The 17,252-nt window shown below is 59.5% G+C and carries 13 protein-coding genes; 1 reads left to right on the top strand and 12 read right to left on the bottom strand.

Annotation, left to right across the window (positions count from 1 at the left end; genetic code table 11):
- Positions 1-22: 22 nt before the first annotated feature.
- From astB to AC6I79_RS11120, 4 genes are read right to left on the bottom strand one after another with little or no spacing between them, the layout of a single operon-like run.
- A complete protein-coding gene (gene astB, locus AC6I79_RS11105; RefSeq protein WP_159378241.1) occupies positions 23-1,351 on the bottom strand; it encodes an N-succinylarginine dihydrolase in 1,329 nt (442 codons plus the stop codon).
- Positions 1,348-2,817 carry a succinylglutamate-semialdehyde dehydrogenase gene (gene astD, locus AC6I79_RS11110; RefSeq protein WP_058769682.1) on the bottom strand — a complete coding sequence of 490 codons (1,470 nt, stop codon included), beginning with the start codon at positions 2,815-2,817 and terminating at the stop codon, positions 1,348-1,350. The genes astB and astD overlap by 4 nt, the downstream gene beginning before the upstream one ends.
- Positions 2,814-3,845: an arginine N-succinyltransferase gene (astA, locus tag AC6I79_RS11115; RefSeq protein ID WP_021506267.1), complete on the bottom strand. Its 1,032-nt coding sequence runs from the start codon at positions 3,843-3,845 to the stop codon at positions 2,814-2,816. The genes astD and astA overlap by 4 nt, the downstream gene beginning before the upstream one ends.
- Complete coding sequence (locus AC6I79_RS11120; protein ID WP_159378243.1) at positions 3,842-5,062, bottom strand: aspartate aminotransferase family protein; 1,221 nt, start codon at positions 5,060-5,062, stop codon at positions 3,842-3,844. Before AC6I79_RS11120 ends, astA begins: the two co-directional genes overlap by 4 nt.
- Before the next feature lie 870 nt (positions 5,063-5,932).
- Between AC6I79_RS11120 and AC6I79_RS11125 the strand changes: the two genes are divergently transcribed.
- A complete protein-coding gene (locus AC6I79_RS11125; protein ID WP_159378244.1) occupies positions 5,933-7,021 on the top strand; it encodes a porin in 1,089 nt (362 codons plus the stop codon).
- Between the two features lie 93 nt (positions 7,022-7,114).
- Here the strand turns inward: AC6I79_RS11125 and AC6I79_RS11130 are convergent, their stop codons facing one another.
- The 8 genes from AC6I79_RS11130 to AC6I79_RS11165 form a co-directional block, all read right to left on the bottom strand.
- The gene (locus tag AC6I79_RS11130; RefSeq protein WP_141495522.1) at positions 7,115-8,554 is read right to left on the bottom strand and encodes a YchO/YchP family invasin; all 1,440 of its coding nucleotides are present in this window, start codon (positions 8,552-8,554) and stop codon (positions 7,115-7,117) included.
- Positions 8,555-8,780: 226 nt separating this feature from the next.
- A complete protein-coding gene (cheZ, locus tag AC6I79_RS11135) occupies positions 8,781-9,422 on the bottom strand; it encodes a protein phosphatase CheZ (RefSeq protein ID WP_058757663.1) in 642 nt (213 codons plus the stop codon).
- Between the two features lie 9 nt (positions 9,423-9,431).
- Positions 9,432-9,821 (bottom strand): chemotaxis response regulator CheY, encoded by a 390-nt coding sequence (gene cheY / locus AC6I79_RS11140; protein ID WP_021506272.1) that lies wholly within the window; start codon positions 9,819-9,821, stop codon positions 9,432-9,434.
- Positions 9,822-9,860: 39 nt separating this feature from the next.
- On the bottom strand, positions 9,861-10,910 hold the full coding sequence (locus tag AC6I79_RS11145) for a protein-glutamate methylesterase/protein-glutamine glutaminase (RefSeq protein ID WP_021506273.1): 1,050 nt from the start codon (positions 10,908-10,910) through the stop codon (positions 9,861-9,863).
- On the bottom strand, positions 10,907-11,782 hold the full coding sequence (gene cheR, locus AC6I79_RS11150; RefSeq protein WP_031279190.1) for a protein-glutamate O-methyltransferase CheR: 876 nt from the start codon (positions 11,780-11,782) through the stop codon (positions 10,907-10,909). Before cheR ends, AC6I79_RS11145 begins: the two co-directional genes overlap by 4 nt.
- A 104-nt stretch (positions 11,783-11,886) precedes the next feature.
- The gene (locus AC6I79_RS11155) at positions 11,887-13,566 is read right to left on the bottom strand and encodes a methyl-accepting chemotaxis protein (protein WP_159378245.1); all 1,680 of its coding nucleotides are present in this window, start codon (positions 13,564-13,566) and stop codon (positions 11,887-11,889) included.
- 153 nt (positions 13,567-13,719) lie between these two features.
- Complete coding sequence (locus AC6I79_RS11160; RefSeq protein WP_058757660.1) at positions 13,720-15,381, bottom strand: methyl-accepting chemotaxis protein; 1,662 nt, start codon at positions 15,379-15,381, stop codon at positions 13,720-13,722.
- A 173-nt stretch (positions 15,382-15,554) separates the two neighbouring features.
- On the bottom strand, positions 15,555-17,228 hold the full coding sequence (locus AC6I79_RS11165) for a methyl-accepting chemotaxis protein (RefSeq protein ID WP_127833954.1): 1,674 nt from the start codon (positions 17,226-17,228) through the stop codon (positions 15,555-15,557).
- Between the last annotated feature and the right edge of the window lie 24 nt (positions 17,229-17,252).

A 17,252-nucleotide genomic window follows, 5' to 3' on the forward strand; every position in this document is an offset into this window, starting at 1 on the left:
GGCAACATATTTGCCCCCGGCGTTAACGCTGAAACGCGTAGACACTGCCTAAGTCTAGCAGCTGTGTCAGCTCGTCCAGCGCGCTTCGCCCTTCGCTCAGCAACTGCGGATCGGCCAGGTCGGCCTGCGTCAGGCGGTCGCGATAGTGACGATCCACCCAGTCATTCAGACGCGTAAACAGGCGATCGTTCATCAGCACCGCCGGATTGACGGCCTGACGCTCCGCCTCGGTTAACACCACGCGCAGACGCAGACAGGCCGGTCCGCCGCCGTTGCACATGCTCTCACGCAGATCAAACACCTGCAGCGCGCGAATCGGGCCGCCGCTCTCCACCAGCTCGCTCAGGTAGCGCCACACGCCGGGATGCTGGCGCGACTCTTCCGGCAGCACCAGCCGCATGCCGCTGTCCGGATGCTGCAGCAGCTGGCTGTTAAACAGATAGGTGTTCACCGCATCGGCCACTGACACGCGATCGCGCGGTACCACAACCGGCTGGAAGCCCGGCACCTGATCCGCCAGCTGTTGCAGCAGCTGGGGCTGGTCGACAAACGCCTCTTCGTGGCAGAAAAACACCTGCTGATTGCTGACGGCGATTACATCATTGTGGAACACCCCCTGATCGATCACCGCCGGATTTTGCTGCGCAAACAGCGTGCGCGCGTCATCCAGCTGATGCAGTCTCGCCACCGCCGCGCTGGCTTCACGCGTCTGGCGCGCCGGATAGCGCGCCGGTGCGCTGCCCTGCTGCTGGCCGTCGCGACCGTAGACAAACAGCTGCACCCCGGGCGCGCCATAGTCAGCGCCGAAGCGGTTATGGTTGGCTGCGCCTTCGTCACCAAACAGCGCCACCTGCGGCAGCGCGTCGTGTACGCTGAAGTGGCGGCCATCGCGGAAGATGGCGCGCAGCAGATCGGCGGTTTCCGGCGCTTCAATCGCCCGGTGGAACTTATTGTTGAGGTTAGCAACGGTAAAATGCACTTTGCCGTCGGCGCTGTCGGCCGATGGCGAAACCGTGGCCGCATTGGCCACCCACATCGCCGACGCCGAACTGGCCGCTGACAGCAGCTGCGGTGCCTGCCGGGCTGCTTTGGCCAGCACCTGCGCATCGCTGCCGCTGAATCCCAGCTGGCGCAGCAGCGGCAGATTAGGCCGCTCGTGCGGAGGGATAACACCCTGCACATAGCCCATGTCGGCCAGCGCCTTCATTTTCAGCAGCCCCTGTTTGGCCGCCAGCCGCGGATTGGAGGGCTGCAGCTGATTGCGCGTGGAGGCTTCGTTGCCAAACGACAGGCCAGCGTAGTGGTGCGTCAGGCCGACCAGACCATCAAAGTTTGCTTCAAACGCCTTCATGATGTCGCTCCTGAAGCAGCAAAATCGAGCCCTGGCGACAGGCTGCCCGGCAGCGCTAAGCTGCTGCTCTCCAGCGAGGCCATCGGCCAGGCGCAGTAATCCGCCGCGTACCAGGCGCTGGCACGGTGATTACCGGAGGCGCCCACGCCGCCAAACGGTGCCGAACTGGCGGCGCCGGTCAGCGGTTTATTCCAGTTCACGATGCCGGCGCGCGCTTCCAGCAGCAGCTGATCAAACTGGTCACGCTGCGGTGACACCAGCCCGCACGACAATCCGTAGCGCGTGTCGTTGGCGAGGCGAATCGCCTGCGCGTAATGATCGTAGCGGATGACCTGCAGCAGCGGTCCGAACACCTCTTCGTCAGGCAGTCCGGCGACGCCGGTCATGTCGATGATGCCGGGCGTGATAATCGCGCTGTCGCGATCCGGCCAGTGCATCGCCAGCAGCACCTTGCCACCCAGCTCAACCCGCTGCTGCCAGGCGGCGAAGATCTGCCCGGCGGCGGCGGGCGAAATCACGCTGCCCATAAACGGCTGCGGTTCGGCATCCCACGCTGCCGGTTTGAGGCGCGCACTCACCTCGACCAGGCGCTGCAGGAAGGCATCGCCTGCCGCACCGCGTTTCACCAGCAAACGACGCGCGCAGGTGCAGCGCTGGCCGGCGGTAATGAACGCCGACTGAATGGCGATATGCACCGCGCCATCGATGTCGGCCGGATCTTCCACAATCAGCGCATTGTTGCCGCCCATCTCCAGCGCCAGCATTTTCTCCGGCTGTCCGGCGAACTGGCGATGCAGGTGATAGCCAGTGGCCGCGCTACCGGTAAACAGCAGGCCGTCAATCTGCTCCGCCTGCGCCAGCGCCTGGCCGGTATCACGTCCGCCCTGTAACAGCGCCAGCGTACCCGCCGGCAGGCCCGCTTCCTGCCACAGCTGCACGGTTTTCTCTGCGGTGGCGGGGGTCAGTTCGCTCGGTTTAAACAACACGCAGTTGCCCGCCAGCAGCGCCGGCACGATATGTCCGTTCGGCAGATGGCCGGGGAAGTTATACGGGCCGAATACCGCCAGCACGCCGTGCGGCCGGTGGCGCAGTGAACTCTCACCCTCCGCCTGCTCGCCGGTGCGGGTGTGATAAGCCTTAATCGAAATGGCCACTTTATTGATCATCGCCTGCACTTCGGTCAGCGTTTCCCAGCGCGGTTTGCCGGTCTCACGTGCGATGATTGCCGCCAGCTCGGTTTTATCCCGCTCCAGCAGACGGGCAAAATCCTCTACCCGCGCCTGGCGGGCAGCAAACGGCAGGCGTGCCCATGCCGGGAACGCCGCGCGTGCCGCCTCACAGGCCGCCGCCACCTGCGCGGCAGAAGCAGCGTTGCCCTGCCATAAGATCTCGCCGCTCACCGGATTGTGTTTACTCAGCGTCTCCGCGCTGCCCGGCTGCCATTCACCGTTGATAAAATGCGTCATGCGTTATTCTCCTCGCGACCCAGGGTAACCACCCGCAGCGAATCGCCATAGTCGCAGCGCAGCGCGGTGCGCTGCTGCTGATTAATCAGAACCTGACCGGATGCGACATCGACCGGCAGCAGCGCCACGCGGAACTGCTGATAGTCGCAGTTCGCCACCAGGCACAGCGGCCAGTGCGCCTCAGCTTCGCCTTCGCTGGCGGTCAGCACTTTGCTCTTGCGGATGGCGCGGATGCGGTCGATCTCACACTCCAGCGTCGGGCCGCCGTCAAAGATGTCGATATAGTTGAGATAGCGGAAACCCTCGGCTTCCAGCACCGCGCGCGCCGGCGCGGTTTTCGGGTGGACTTCGCCAATCACCTGCTGTGCCGCTTCCGACAGATAGTGGATATACAGCGGATGCTTGGGCATCAGTTCTGCGATAAAGGCTTTTTGCCCGGTGCCGCTGAGAAAATCGGCCTGACGAAACTCCATGGAGAAGAAACGGCTGCCCACGCTGTCCCAGAACGGCGAATGTCCCTGCTCGTCGCTGACGCCGCGCATCTCCGCGACCACGTGCTTCATGAAGCGCTCGCGGAAATTCGCCATAAACAGAAAGCGCGACTTGGACAGCAGATGGCCGTTTTTACCGTCGCGATAGTCAGGATCAAGGAACAGCGTGCACAGTTCGCTGCTGCCGGTGTGATCGTTACTCAGCGACAGCGTCGGCAAACTGGCGTAAACGTTCAGCTCTTTCGAGGCGTGCACCTGGGTACCGACGCGGAAGTTGTACCAGGGATCCTGCAAACCCACCGCCACTTCAATGGCGCAGATGCCAACCGCGCGATTGTCACTGCTGTCCGCCAGCACAAATACGTAGCCCTGTTCAGCGCGCGGCAGCGCGTCCTGCCAGGTTTGCAGCGAGCGCTCAATGCGCGCCTTCAGCGTCTCGCTGTCAGCGGGCAGCGAGGTCAGACCGCCGCCGGTTTTCCCCGCCAGCGCCAGCAGCTGCGGCAGATCGTCACGTTCGACGGGGCGAATCACCATCATGATGTGGCTCCTTTGAGCACGCGTGCGCAGGCGCGTTCGAAGCGCGCCAGCCCTTCTTTTACTTCACGCTCGCTGATGTTCAGCGCCGGGGCAAAGCGCACCACGCTGGCACCGGCGATCAGTACCATCACGCCCTCTTCCGCCGCCGTCAGGTTGAACTGTTTGGCTTTACCGGCAAAATCGTCATTCAGCACCGCGCCAATCAGCAGGCCCAGGCCGCGAATCTCTTTAAACACCGGCAGCCGCTGGTTGATCTCCTGCAGCGCCGTGACAAACCACTGGTGCCGCTCGGCAACGCCAGCCATAAACTCAGGCTGATTGATCAGCTCCATCACTTTACCGGCCACCGCACCGGCCAGCGGGTTGCCGCCGTAGGTGGTGCCGTGCGTGCCGACGCCCATCACCTGCGCCAGATCTTCACGCGTCAGCATCGCACCGATGGGGAAGCCGCCGCCCAGCGCCTTGGCGGTGCTCAGCACATCCGGCGTGACGCCGTAATGCATATAGGCATACAGCGAGCCGGTACGGCCGACGCCGCTCTGCACTTCATCAAAAATCAGCAGCGCCTGGTGGCGGTCGCACAGTTCGCGCAGTCCGCACAGGAACGCCGGATCGGCCGGTAATACACCGCCCTCGCCCTGAATCGGCTCGACGATGACCGCGCAGGTCTGGTCATTAATTAAGGCCGCCGCCGAGGCCAGATCGTTAAAGGTGGCATGCTGAATGGCTGGCGGTAACGGGGCGAAATCGCGCGAATAGGCGGGCTGTCCGCCGGCTGAAACGGTGAACAGGGTGCGGCCGTGGAAGGCATTGGTGAAGGCGACGATACCGTTTTTTTCGGCACCGAAACGGTCGTGCGCCACTTTACGCGCCAGCTTCAGCGCGGCCTCATTGGCTTCCGCCCCGGAGTTACAGAAGAACACGCGGTCGGCAAAGGTGGCATCAATCAGCTGCTTCGCCAGGCGCAGAATCGGTTCGTTGGTGTAGCCGTTGCCGGTGTGCCACAGTTTACCGGCCTGCTCGGTCAGTGCCTGCTGCAGCGCGGGATGGGCATGGCCAAGCGCGTTCACCGCGATGCCACCGGCAAAATCGATGTACTCTTTGCCCTGCTGATCCCACAGCGTAGAACCTTCGGCACGCACCGGCACAAAAGCCGCAGGGGCATAAACCGGCATCATCCATTGATCGAAATCGTGACGTGAAACCTGCAGTGACATAGCCATTTCTCCTGCCTCACTTCGGGTGAAGCTTTTGTTTTAAAATTGTTAAAAGTTGCTGAGTTGCAGCTCGACTATAGAGTGCAGTTAACGTGCCAGCCAGAGGAAAAAATGCATAAATCAGGTTCAGCAACGAAATATCAATGGCTTACACCCTTTCGCTATGCACATTTAATGCATAAAAAGTGAATAACCATCCGATGACAGCGGCACCGCAGTAATTTGTTTAGCGGATTTATGCATTCGCAAAATGAAATATTGCTTTTGTGATCGCACAGCAGATATTTCGCCAAAATGAGGCGTCTGTTGCGCCATTTTGGGGCGCACTGCGCTTAGCGGGTGCAAGTGACAGCCCGGTTCAGGCATCGGCGTGGTGCATGTCGGCCGCTTATTAGTAACAACTGATTAACTTATTTTGGCTACCCTGTGCCAGGCTGGCCGGTAATTAAACGTATTAAAGATCGGGATATTATTTAGCCTGAAATAAACCGACACAGCGCGTCATTGCGGATAATTTACGGGGTGACTATCAGCCTGCTTTGATTCATAAGCATTGAACTTTAAGGCATAGGCTTGTGCTATTTAAGGCAATAAATCGCTATTTTTATCAAGTCATACCCTTCTTAGTTTAATCATTATTTATCAATAAGATAAATATTAATCGTCGATTAAACGCTCACTTAATCATGATAAGTAAAAGCGATTCCCATTTCCGAATAATGGAATTGGCGTATGAAAATCGCACAAATAGCCAATAAGAAATTATTTGTTACAACTATTGCACTACTGATCTTTATCCTTTTGTGTCATTTTCTTGTCACCCCACCAGGGGCTTAAAAAATCAAAAAATAACACAGGGTAAAAATATAAATGATGAAGCGCACTTTACTGGCAGCAGTCATGCCATTGCTGCTGGGATTTTCTGTAGCTCAGGCCGCTGAAATCTATAATAAGGATGGTAACAAGCTGGATCTGGTCGGCAAAATTAACGTGTCGCACCTGTTCTCCGATGACACCACCAATGATGGTGATACCTCATCGTATGTCCGTATCGGTTTTAAGGGCGAAACCAAAATTACCGATCAACTGACCGGCTACGGTTTCTGGCAATCGCAGTTCAGCCTGCGTAACACGGAAGGTGCCGATGCGCAGGCCGGTAACAAAACCCGTCTCGGCTATGCGGGTCTGAAGTTCGCGCAGTTTGGTTCGATCGACTATGGCCGTAACTATGGTCTGATTTATGACGTGCTGGGCTATACCGATATGCTGCCTTTCTTCGGCGGTGATTCCGGTTATGTCGATGCTTTCCTGTCCGGTCGCTCCACCGGCGTGCTGACCTGGCGTAACAAAGATTTCTTCGGTCTGGTTAAAGGCTGGAACGTCGCAGCGCAGTACGAAGGGAAAAACGAGCGCAGCGACAGCGCGGCAACGCCAAACCTGGCGGTACGTCGCTCTAACGGTGATGGTTTCGCCCTTTCCACCTCGTATGACACTGACTTTGGCCTGAGCGCGGTTGCCGCCTATGCCAGCCTCAATCGCGTCAGTGCGCAAAACCTTGCCACCTACGGCAGAGGTGAGAAAGCCGAACACTGGGAAACCGGGGTGAAATATGATGCTAACCAGCTCTATCTGGCGACCATCTACGGCGAATCCCACAACGCTACGCCAATCGGTAACAGCGGGTTCGCCAACAAAGCGGTGAACTTTGAAGCCGTGGCGCAGTATCAGTTCCTGAACGGTTTCCGTCCGTCGCTGGGCTACGTGAGCTCAAAGGGCAAAAATATTGAAAACGTCGGCGACGCCTGGCTGTTCAAATACACGTCCGTGGGTGCCACCTACTACTTCAACAAGAACATGTCGGTCTACAGCGAATACCGCATCAACCTGCTGAAAGATGACAACGCGCTGCGCCTGAAAACCGACGATATTACCGCGGTAGGTCTGGTGTACCAGTTCTGATGATGATTTACCCTCATGGCATCCCGGCAAGTGTCGGCTGAGGATGCAGCAAAGGGCAGCTCCGGCTGTCCTTTTTCTCTGGTGCCGCGCTGATTATGGTGCCAGCAGGTCGAAGCGGTTTTCGCCCCCCTGCTCCAGCATCACCGGCGGCTGCACCTGCAGCGTAATCCAGTTGGAAGTCACGCGATTTTGCTTGCTGTCCTCCAGCGTCACAGACAGGCGATAACTGTTGTTCGCCTCAGGCGACGCATCCCACGCCGGCATAATGATGCTCCAGCCCTGTGGATCGTTGGGATCGGCTCCCGGCGTCAGGCTCAGCGCCTGCGTATCGCCCTGCCAGCTGACTTTACTGATTGGATGTGCACTGCGGATCTGCAGTTTCAGCGGCAAACTCTCGCCCGCATTGAGCTGCCACGGCGGCGTGGCGAGGAATACCGACAGGGTTTTACGCTGGCGGAACTCCAGCACCGGCGTATTGCTGCGCGTGACCAAATCATAGCGACTACCGCGCAGCGAACGCGCGGCGGCGACGTTATCCGGATTGAGCTGCTGACTGAGCGCCACGCCAAAGCGGTAGTTGAGACGTAAGCCGAGCTGATCCTGGCTCTCGCCTTCATTACTGGTTTTGTGGCTGGCCGATACGGTGACCAGCGGCACTGGCGTGTAGGAGACGCCCAGCGTCAGCGCTGAAGGATTGTGGTAGCTGTTGCCGGAATTAAACAGATCGACATTGTTGCCGAGATACTGCTGCCAGCTGACCGACACGCCCAGCTGGCGGTAAAACGGCAGATAGCCCTGAGTGGTGACATCATACCCGCGCGCCAGCCGCTGCTGCTGGAACGGGTTGCGATTGCGCCAGCCGGACAGCGGCGTGTAGTAGTTGGCGGATAAGCGCAGGTAGTCGCTCCAGGCCTCGGTGCCCAGCGAAGCGCGCTGCAAGCCGCTGTCGAACAGCCGATCAACGAAGCCGTTATAGCCCAGCAGCCAGCTGCCGGCCACCCAGCGCTGTCCCAGCCCGGCATTGCCCACCAGCCCGTCATCGGTCTGGTGCACGCCCAGCTGGCTGAACGTGAGGTAATTGTAGCGATCGGCCCATGGCGTCAGCAGCGAAGCCCCGCTGCCGCTGAAGTTACCTTCCATATCGACGTTGAGATCGATCTGTGCCTGGCCATAAGGCGACAGCAGCGACTGCCCTTCATCCGCCACCCGGGTAGCAACCTCATCACGAAAATGGTTAAACGCCCAGATACCGGCCTGCTGGCCAAGCGTGGTGTCGCTGTCGCTGTTCTGGCTGGCCTCGCCGATGCTTTTGGCAATGCCCGCCAGCTTTTTACTGAACGCCGACGTATCGTCCTGATAGCCCAGCGCCGGTAATCCATCAGCGATTTTCTGGAAACGTGCCGGATCGGCAAACGGTGTTGCGGAGACGTCGCTGTTACCGGTGAAGGCCTGCGCAGGCGCAACGGCCGCCAGTACAGGGGCCCCTAAAGTTACAGCAGCGAAAATTTTGCGGGTCAGAACCAATGGCAGCATAGCAAAAGAGTAGTCGTTTCAGTTTAGAATTTGAAGTAGCTCACAAAACTGTACGAGGTTACCTTAACATATCCTTGCGCCAACGTAGGACTTGTCTTGCTATGTTTCAGATTTTACGCCACCTAAGGGCATACAGGGCGATCAGACGGGAAAGCGCGTCGTGCGTTCCCCTCTCCCGGGCGGGAGAGGGTTCGGGTTCGGATGCGGGTTCAACACCCGATCAGCATTAAAAACCTAAACTGTCCAGCAGGTCGTCAACCTGGTCCTGGCTGGATACCACACCTGGCGCGTTAGCATGGATCTGCGGACCGTTCAGCAGGCTGTTGCCCTCTTTACGTGCCGCCGCATTGGCTTCCGGCATGTTCTCCAGCAGTACCATCAGCAGCTGACGTTCAATCTCCTGGATCACATCCATCATGCGCTTGATTACCTGACCGGTCAGGTCCTGGAAATCCTGCGCCATCATGATTTCCAGCAGCTGCTTGTTGGTGTACGCCGTGTGAGACGGAACGTCGTCAAGGAACTGGCGCGTATCCGAAACCAACTCGCGTGCATCCGCCAGCTCGATCGGGTTTTCAAACCAGGCATCCCAGCGGCCTTTCAGCTGGGTGGCGCCGGCTTCCATCTGGTCCTGGTGTGGCTGCGCCGCTTCCACACAGTTCAGCGCACGTTCCGCTGCCTGTGCGGTCATCTGCACCACATAATCCAGACGGTCACGTGCGTCCGGAATCGCTTCTGCCGCTTCGGCAATGGCCTGATCCAGCCCCAGTTCGCGCAGGCTGTCACGCAGCATACGTGTCAGAGAGCCAATCCGGGCAATAATCTCGTGTGCCGAAGCTTCTTCAGTTGGTTTCGGAAGGTCGCTCATCACATCTCCTTACATACCCAGTTTTTCGAAGATTTTGCCCAACTTCTCTTCCAGCGTGGCGGCGGTAAAAGGCTTCACCACGTAACCGCTGGCACCGGCCTGCGCGGCGGCGATGATGTTCTCTTTCTTGGCTTCGGCAGTAACCATCAGCACCGGCAGTTTGCCCAGCGTGGCGTCGGCACGAATGGTCTGCAGCAGTTCCAGACCGTCCATGTTCGGCATGTTCCAGTCAGAGATAACGAAATCGAAGCCGCCTGCACGCAGTTTGGTCAGGGCGTCGACGCCATCCTCGGCCTCTTCCACGTTATTGAATCCCAGCTCTTTAAGCAGGTTACGGACGATACGACGCATCGTGTTGAAGTCGTCCACTACCAAAAAGCGCATGTTTTTATCAGCCATATCTACTCCTGTGTTGTCTTGTCCGGCAGGACCGGCTCGTTAAATTCGCAATGCCTGTCCGGCGCTAATTTTGGCCAGCATATGCTGGCTGATGTGGCCCAGATCGACCACTTCACTGGTGCCGCCCATCGCTATCGCTTCGCGCGGCATACCAAATACCACACAGCTGGCTTCATCCTGGGCGATGGTCCACGCGCCGGCGCGGTGCATTTCCAGCATCCCGGCCGCACCGTCGTTGCCCATGCCGGTCAGAATGACCCCCACTGCATTTCGCCCGGCGTTGACCGCAACCGAGCGGAACAGGACGTCCACCGACGGTTTATGGCGGTTCACCGGCGGTCCGTCGTTCAGTTTCACCACGTAGTTGGCACCGCTGCGCGCCAGCTCCATGTGCATCGCGCCCGGCGCAATATAGGCGTGACCGGGCAAAATTCGCTCGCCGTCTTCCGCCTCTTTTACGGTGATCTGGCACAGCTTATTCAGCCGCTCGGCAAACGAGCGGGTAAAACCGGGCGGCATGTGCTGCGTAATCAGCAGCGCCGGACTGGTTGCCGGCAGCGGCTGCAGCACATGGCGAATCGCCTCGGTGCCGCCGGTTGAAGAGCCGATAGCAATCAGCTTTTCACTGCTTAGCAGCGGTCCCGCTTTCAGCATCACCGGCTGCGGCGTGGCGGCACGCGCATGCAGTTTGGCGCGCGCGGCGGCGCGAATCTTGTCGGCGATCATCTGGCTGTAGGCCAGCATGCCTTCACGGATGCCGAGCTGCGGCTTGGTGACGAAATCCACCGCGCCTAACTCCAGCGCACGCAGCGTCACTTCCGATCCTTTACCGGTCAGCGACGAAACCATCACCACCGGCATCGGCCGCAGGCGCATCAGTTTTTCGAGGAAGTCGAGGCCATCCATACGCGGCATTTCGACATCCAGCGTCAGCACCTGCGGGTTGTACTGTTTGATCAAATCCCGCGCTACCAGCGGGTCCGGCGCCGTCGCGACCATCTCCATATCGGGATGGCTGTTGATGATCTCCGTCATCAACTGGCGCATCAGCGCGGAATCATCCACGCACATCACGGTGATTTTGCTCATCGTCTTTCCTTGGTCAGTCCATAGACAGTCTGTCCACGCAGCCAGAACTCTTTACTGATCTGACTGAAGTTTTCCGAATGCCCGGCAAACAGCAGACCGCCCGGCTTCAGCAGGGGGACAAAACGGCGCAGAATTTGTTCCTGCGTCTCTTTATCGAAATAGATCATCACGTTACGACAGAAAATCGCGTCGAACGGCCCCGGCAATGCCCAGTCGTGCGCCAGTAAATTGAGCTGCGCATAGTTCACCATGTTGGCCAGCTCGCTGCGCACGCGCACCATGCCGGCGTGTGGGCCGGTGCCGCGCAGGAAGAAGCGCTGCAGCTGCGACTGCGATAAGGTGCGCAGCTCCTCCTGGCGATAAACGCCCGCTACCGCTTTCTCCAGCACCTGGGTATCAATATCACTGGCGTGGACGGAAAATTTCCCCGGTCCGGTGCCCAGCGTTTCTGCCAGCGTCATGGCAATCGAGTACGGCTCTTCACCGGTTGAAGCGGCGGTGCTCCACACGCTGTAGTTGCCGCTGCGTTTGCGCGCATGCTCTGCCAGAATCGGGAAGTGGTGCGCCTCACGGAAAAATGAGGTCAGGTTGGTGGTCAGTGCGTTAATAAACGCCTGCCACTCGGCACTGTTCGGGTCCTGCTCCAGCAGCGCCAGATAGCGACCAAAATCATCAATATTCAGCATGCGCAGCCGACGTACCAGACGGTTGTACACCATCTCGCGTTTGTGGTCGGCCAGCACGATGCCCGCGCGCTGATAGATCAGCTGGCTGATACGACGAAAATGTGTATCGGAAAGCGGCAGGCGCTGCACCATTTGTGAGAGCAGCGTCGTGGCTTCATTTTGATCCAATAACGTCGATTTCTTCATTTCGGGTCACCCGGCAACAAACTGATTAAATTGTGATACTGCGGTTGCTACTGTGCTGCCAGTGCACACCATTCACACGGGCCGCCCTGCGGCGGCCACAAGGGTTAAAAGGTTTCCCAGTTATCGTCAGCGCCACGAGCTCCTGCCGCTGGCGCCAGCACCTGCGGTGCAGACGGACGCGCAATTTTTGGCGCTGTAGTTACGTTAACGGCCTGGGCGACAAATTCTTTACCAATATTGAACACCGCCACCGACTGTTTCAGTCGGCTGGCCTGATCTTCCAGCGCCGCCGCCGCCGTCGCGGACTCTTCCACCAGCGCCGCGTTCTGCTGGGTGACGCGGTCCATCTCGTTCACCGCCAGGCCAACCTGGTCGATGCCGCGGCTCTGCTCATCGGAAGCCGAGGCGATTTCGCCCATGATGTCGGTCACGCGGGTCACCGCGTTGACGATCTCGCTCATGGTTTCGCCCGCGCTCTCTACCAGCACCGAACCGGTATTGACGCGGCTGACCGAATCTTCAATCAGGCCTTTGATCTCCTTCGCCGCCTGCGCGCTGCGCTGGGCCAGACTGCGCACCTCGCCCGCGACCACGGCGAAACCACGCCCCTGCTCACCGGCGCGTGCCGCTTCCACCGCGGCGTTCAGCGCGAGGATATTGGTCTGGAAGGCGATACCGTCAATCACGCTGGTGATATCGGCAATCTTCTTCGAGCTGCCGGCGATGTCCTTCATGGTACTGACCACGCCATCGACCACTTTGCCGCCCTGCTGCGCCGTTTCGGACGCGTTCAGCGCCAGCTGCGACGCCTGACGGGCGTTTTCCGCGTTTTGCTTCACGGTGGCGGTCAGCTGCTCCATGCTGGCCGCGGTCTGCTCCAGCGATGCGGCCTGCTGTTCGGTACGCGAAGAGAGATCGTTGTTGCCCATGGCGATTTCGCTGGCGCCGGTGTAGATGGCGTCCGAGCCGTCGCGCACGATACGTACGGTGCGCGCCAGCTCCTGCTGCATGTGCTGCAGCGAACTGAGCAGGTCGCCCATTTCGTTGCGCACGCTGAGATCGACCGGCTGCGTCAGATCGCCGCGCGCAATATGGCGGATGTGCTCAATGCTCTGCTGCAGCGGACGGATCAGCGCCGTACGCATACCGCTCCACACCAGCGCAATCACCAGCAGCGTCACCAGCAGCGTACCGACCACCAGCATAATCGCGTGTTGGTAAGCGCTCTCGTTGGCGTCAATGCCCTGTTTTGCCAGCACAATGTTGTAGGCGAGCCAGGCGTTGTAATCCTTTTCAAATTTGTCCTGAAAACCCTGCGTTGGCTGATCGACAAAGCCTTTAAAGTTACCGGTACTGAGAAAATCAATCAGCTCGGCCAGCGCCCCGCGAAACGCGTTGTAGTTGGCCTGCAGCGTCAGCACGTTCTCCGCGCTTTTGCCCTTTTCCGACAGGTTAGCGTTGAACTCGGCAAAGCTCTGATCGGCGGTTTTCAGCTCCGTATTGGCCAGCGCCACCAGATCTTTTACCGTGGCACCGGAGCCGGCCTGCTGACTGTCCAGCAGATAGCGGATACCGGCACGGTTCAGCGTGTTACGCGCCTGTACCAGCGAAACCCATGAGGTGCCCATCGCCCGCTGCAGGGTGCTAAGACGTTGGTTGTACGCAAAATTATCTTTATCGGCTTTCACCGTTGAAAAAAACATTCCTCCGGAAAACAGCTGCAGTAAGGCAAATAACGCCAGCACGCACAGCAGGCCGGATACCACTCGAACACGACTAAACATAAACACCTCATTAATTGGCGGATCGCTGGTGTTATCGGCGCGCAGGCGCGGATCTTTATGTGAGGTGAAAGGGGTAAGACCAGCAGCAAACCGGTGAAGGGCCAGCCATGCGACCCTCTCCCGCGGCGGGAGAGGGGACGATTCAGGCAATGATTAAAACGTTTCCCAGTTTCCTTCACTCACCGGGGCCGTAGCGGCTTTACGCACCGCCGGCGGTGTCGTGGTCAGCGAAGGACGCACAGGGGCCGCTGCCGACGCGCGCGGAATGCGGAACACCGACACCGACTGGCTCAGGCGGCTGGCCTGCTCCTCCAGCGAGGCCGCGGCGGCGGCCGACTCTTCTACCAGCGAGGCGTTCTGCTGCGTGACGCGGTCCATCTCGGTCACCGCCTGGCCCACCTGGTCGATGCCACGGCTCTGCTCATCCGAGGCCGAAGCGATTTCGCCCATGATGTCAGTCACGCGCGTCACCGCACCGACGATATCCTGCATGGTGTCACCCGCGGTGCCGACCAGCTGCGAACCGGCGTTAACCCGGCTGACCGAATCGTCAATCAGTCCTTTGATCTCCTTCGCCGCCTGCGCGCTGCGCTGCGCCAGGTTACGCACCTCGCCCGCTACCACGGCAAAACCACGGCCCTGCTCACCGGCGCGCGCGGCTTCGACCGCCGCGTTAAGCGCGAGGATATTGGTCTGGAAGGCAATGCCGTCGATCACGCTGGTGATATCCGCGATCTTCTTCGAACTGCCGGCGATGTCATGCATGGTGCGCACCACGCCCTCAACCACGTCACCACCTTTGCGTGCGGTCTCCGAAGCGCTGAGCGCCAGCTGCGAGGCCTGCCGGGCGTTCTCGGCGTTCTGCTTCACCGTGGCGGTGAGCTGCTCCATGCTGGCCGCGGTCTGCTCCAGCGACGCCGCCTGCTGCTCGGTACGCGCCGAGAGATCGTTGTTGCCGGCGGAGATTTCGCTGGCGCCGGTAAAGATGGCGTCCGAGCCGTCGCGTACGTTGCCGACGGTGTGCACCAGCGACTGCTGCATCTCATGCAGACTGCTGGCCAGCTGGCTCATTTCGTTACGCCCTTCAACGGTGATGGTCTGCGTCAGATCGCCTGCGGCGATATGGCGAATGTGACCGAGCAACTGATGCAGCGGCTGAATCAGCACCGTGCGCAGGCCAAACCAGCAGGCGACAATTACCGCGATCACCATCACGGCGACGATCGCCAGCAGCCACATCATGGTGTGGAAGGCACGCTGGTTCTGCGCCACGCCCTCAGCGGCTAAAGCACTCTGCGCGCTGCGCCACTCTTCATAGGTGGCTTTCATTTTGACCTGTTTGGCTTCAATGTTCTGATCAAACATGCCCTGCAGATCGTTGGCTTTCAGCCGGGCCAGCATCGCCTTCAGGCCGTTATTGAACGCGGCATAATCCGCTTCCAGCCGGTCGCGCAGCGCATCAGACAGTCCTGGCGTCGCTGGCAAATCGTAATAACGCTGATAGTAACCGGCCGCGGTGTCGAGCTGCTTCTCCGTCTGCGCGATCAGGGCGTTAAGCTGGCCGCCGTTGGTCTGTGACGCCATGCTGCCCTGCATGCGCAGCATAGCGCGGTTGAGCACGGTACGGGTTTGATTGAGTTCAATCCAGGCATCGGACATGGCAGCGACGTTATTACTTGACGTTTGTGCCACAGCAAACGCCTCTTTATCTTTTTGTAATGCCGACCAGAACAGCCCGCCGGACAGTAATTGCATAGCACCGAACACCAGCAGGACGGCGATCAGGCTGGTGACGACGTTGATTCGTTTTAACATGGTGTCTCCAAAAAGGGGGGTTACGCCCTGTTTATCGACCGCTGCGCTGAATATTTGAGAGGGTTTACCGGACTTTACGAGGGATAATGCTGAATAAAAGCTTTTTTACAGCGTTTTATAAGTAAAGAAAGCAGGCGATGAGGGAGCGGCGCGTTGTCCGCTCCCGTTTCAGCTTAGAACGTTTCCCAGTTGGCGTCGCTGACCGGCGCGGTCAGCGCTTTGCGTGGCGCACTGGCCTGCGGGGGGGCGATCTGCGGATGGCGCACGCCCGTGCTGCTGGCAGGCTGAGCGCCACGTGGAATGCGGAACACCGCCACCGACTGGCTGAGACGGCTGGCCTGCTCCTCCAGCGAGGCCGCCGCCGCCGCCGACTCTTCCACCAGCGAGGCGTTTTGCTGCGTGACGCGGTCCATCTCGGTCACCGCCTGGCCGACCTGATCGATACCGCGACTCTGCTCGTCTGACGCCGAGGCGATCTCGCCCATGATGTCGGTGACGCGCGTCACCGCATTGACGATTTCGCCCATGGTATCGCCCGCCGTGCCGACCAGCTGTGAGCCGCTGTCAACGCGACGCACCGAGTCTTCAATCAGCCCTTTGATCTCCTTCGCCGCCTGCGCGCTGCGCTGGGCAAGGTTGCGCACTTCACCGGCCACCACCGCGAAGCCGCGGCCCTGCTCTCCGGCGCGCGCCGCTTCGACTGCGGCGTTGAGCGCGAGGATATTGGTCTGGAAAGCGATACCGTCAATCACGCTGGTAATGTCGGCAATCTTCTTCGAACTGCCGGCAATATCGTGCATGGTGCGCACCACCCCTTCCACCACTTCTCCGCCTTTCTGCGCGGTTTCCGATGCGCTGAGCGCCAGCTGCGAGGCCTGCCGCGCGTTCTCGGCGTTCTGCTTCACCGTGGCGGTGAGCTGCTCCATGCTGGCCGCAGTCTGCTCCAGCGACGCCGCCTGCTGTTCGGTACGCGCCGAGAGATCGTTATTGCCGGCGGAGATTTCGCTGGCGCCGGTAAAAATAGCGTCCGAGCCGTCGCGCACGTTGCTGACGGTGCGCACCAGCGCCTGCTGCATCTCCTGCAGCTTGCTCGCCAGCTGGCTCATTTCATTACGTCCTTCGACGGTGATGGTCTGGGTTAAATCGCCCTGCGCAATGTGTTCAATATGCTGGATGCTGTCGTTGAGCGGCTTAATCAGCACCTTACGCAGGCCGAACCAGCACAGCACGATCACGCCCACCACCAGCGCCAGTACCAGCCCCAGCAGCCACATCATGTGCTCGTAAGCGGCGCTGTTCGCTGCCACGCCGGCCGCCGTCAGACGATCCTGATCGGCGCGCCACTGGGTGTAGTTTTCCAGAAAGGCACTTTGCGTCGGGGCCACCGGTACTTTGCCGGCTGCGGCGGTATCGTTGTGCTGCAGTACCTGCTGCATCTCAGCCAGTGCGCTGGCGTAAGCTTTATAGGTCTGTTCCAGCTGCTGATTGAGCTGCAGGTTCTGGCCCGGCGTGTCCGGCGTGTTTTTAAACAGGGTGAATTTGTCCTGCGCCGTCTGCTGGAACGTCCTGCTCTGCCCGAACAGCGTACTGATGTCAGCTTCGGTGCCGGTCAGTTTACTGGTGGCAATACGCAGCTGGATGCGCGTCAGGATCACGCGGCTTTGGTTAAGGCTCATGTAAGCATCATTGATGGCGGCAATGTTTTTGCTCGCCAGCTGAGAGGTATTGAAACTTTTTTTGTCGTCACTCAGCGCTTTAAAAAACAGCGAGCCGGAAGCCAGCTGCAGTACGCCAAACACCAACAATACCAGCAACAGGCTGGTCACAACGCGGATTTTCGTAAACATAGTTTGCCCTGGGGAAATGAAGAA

Source organism: gamma proteobacterium symbiont of Scutellera amethystina (assembly GCF_059730845.1).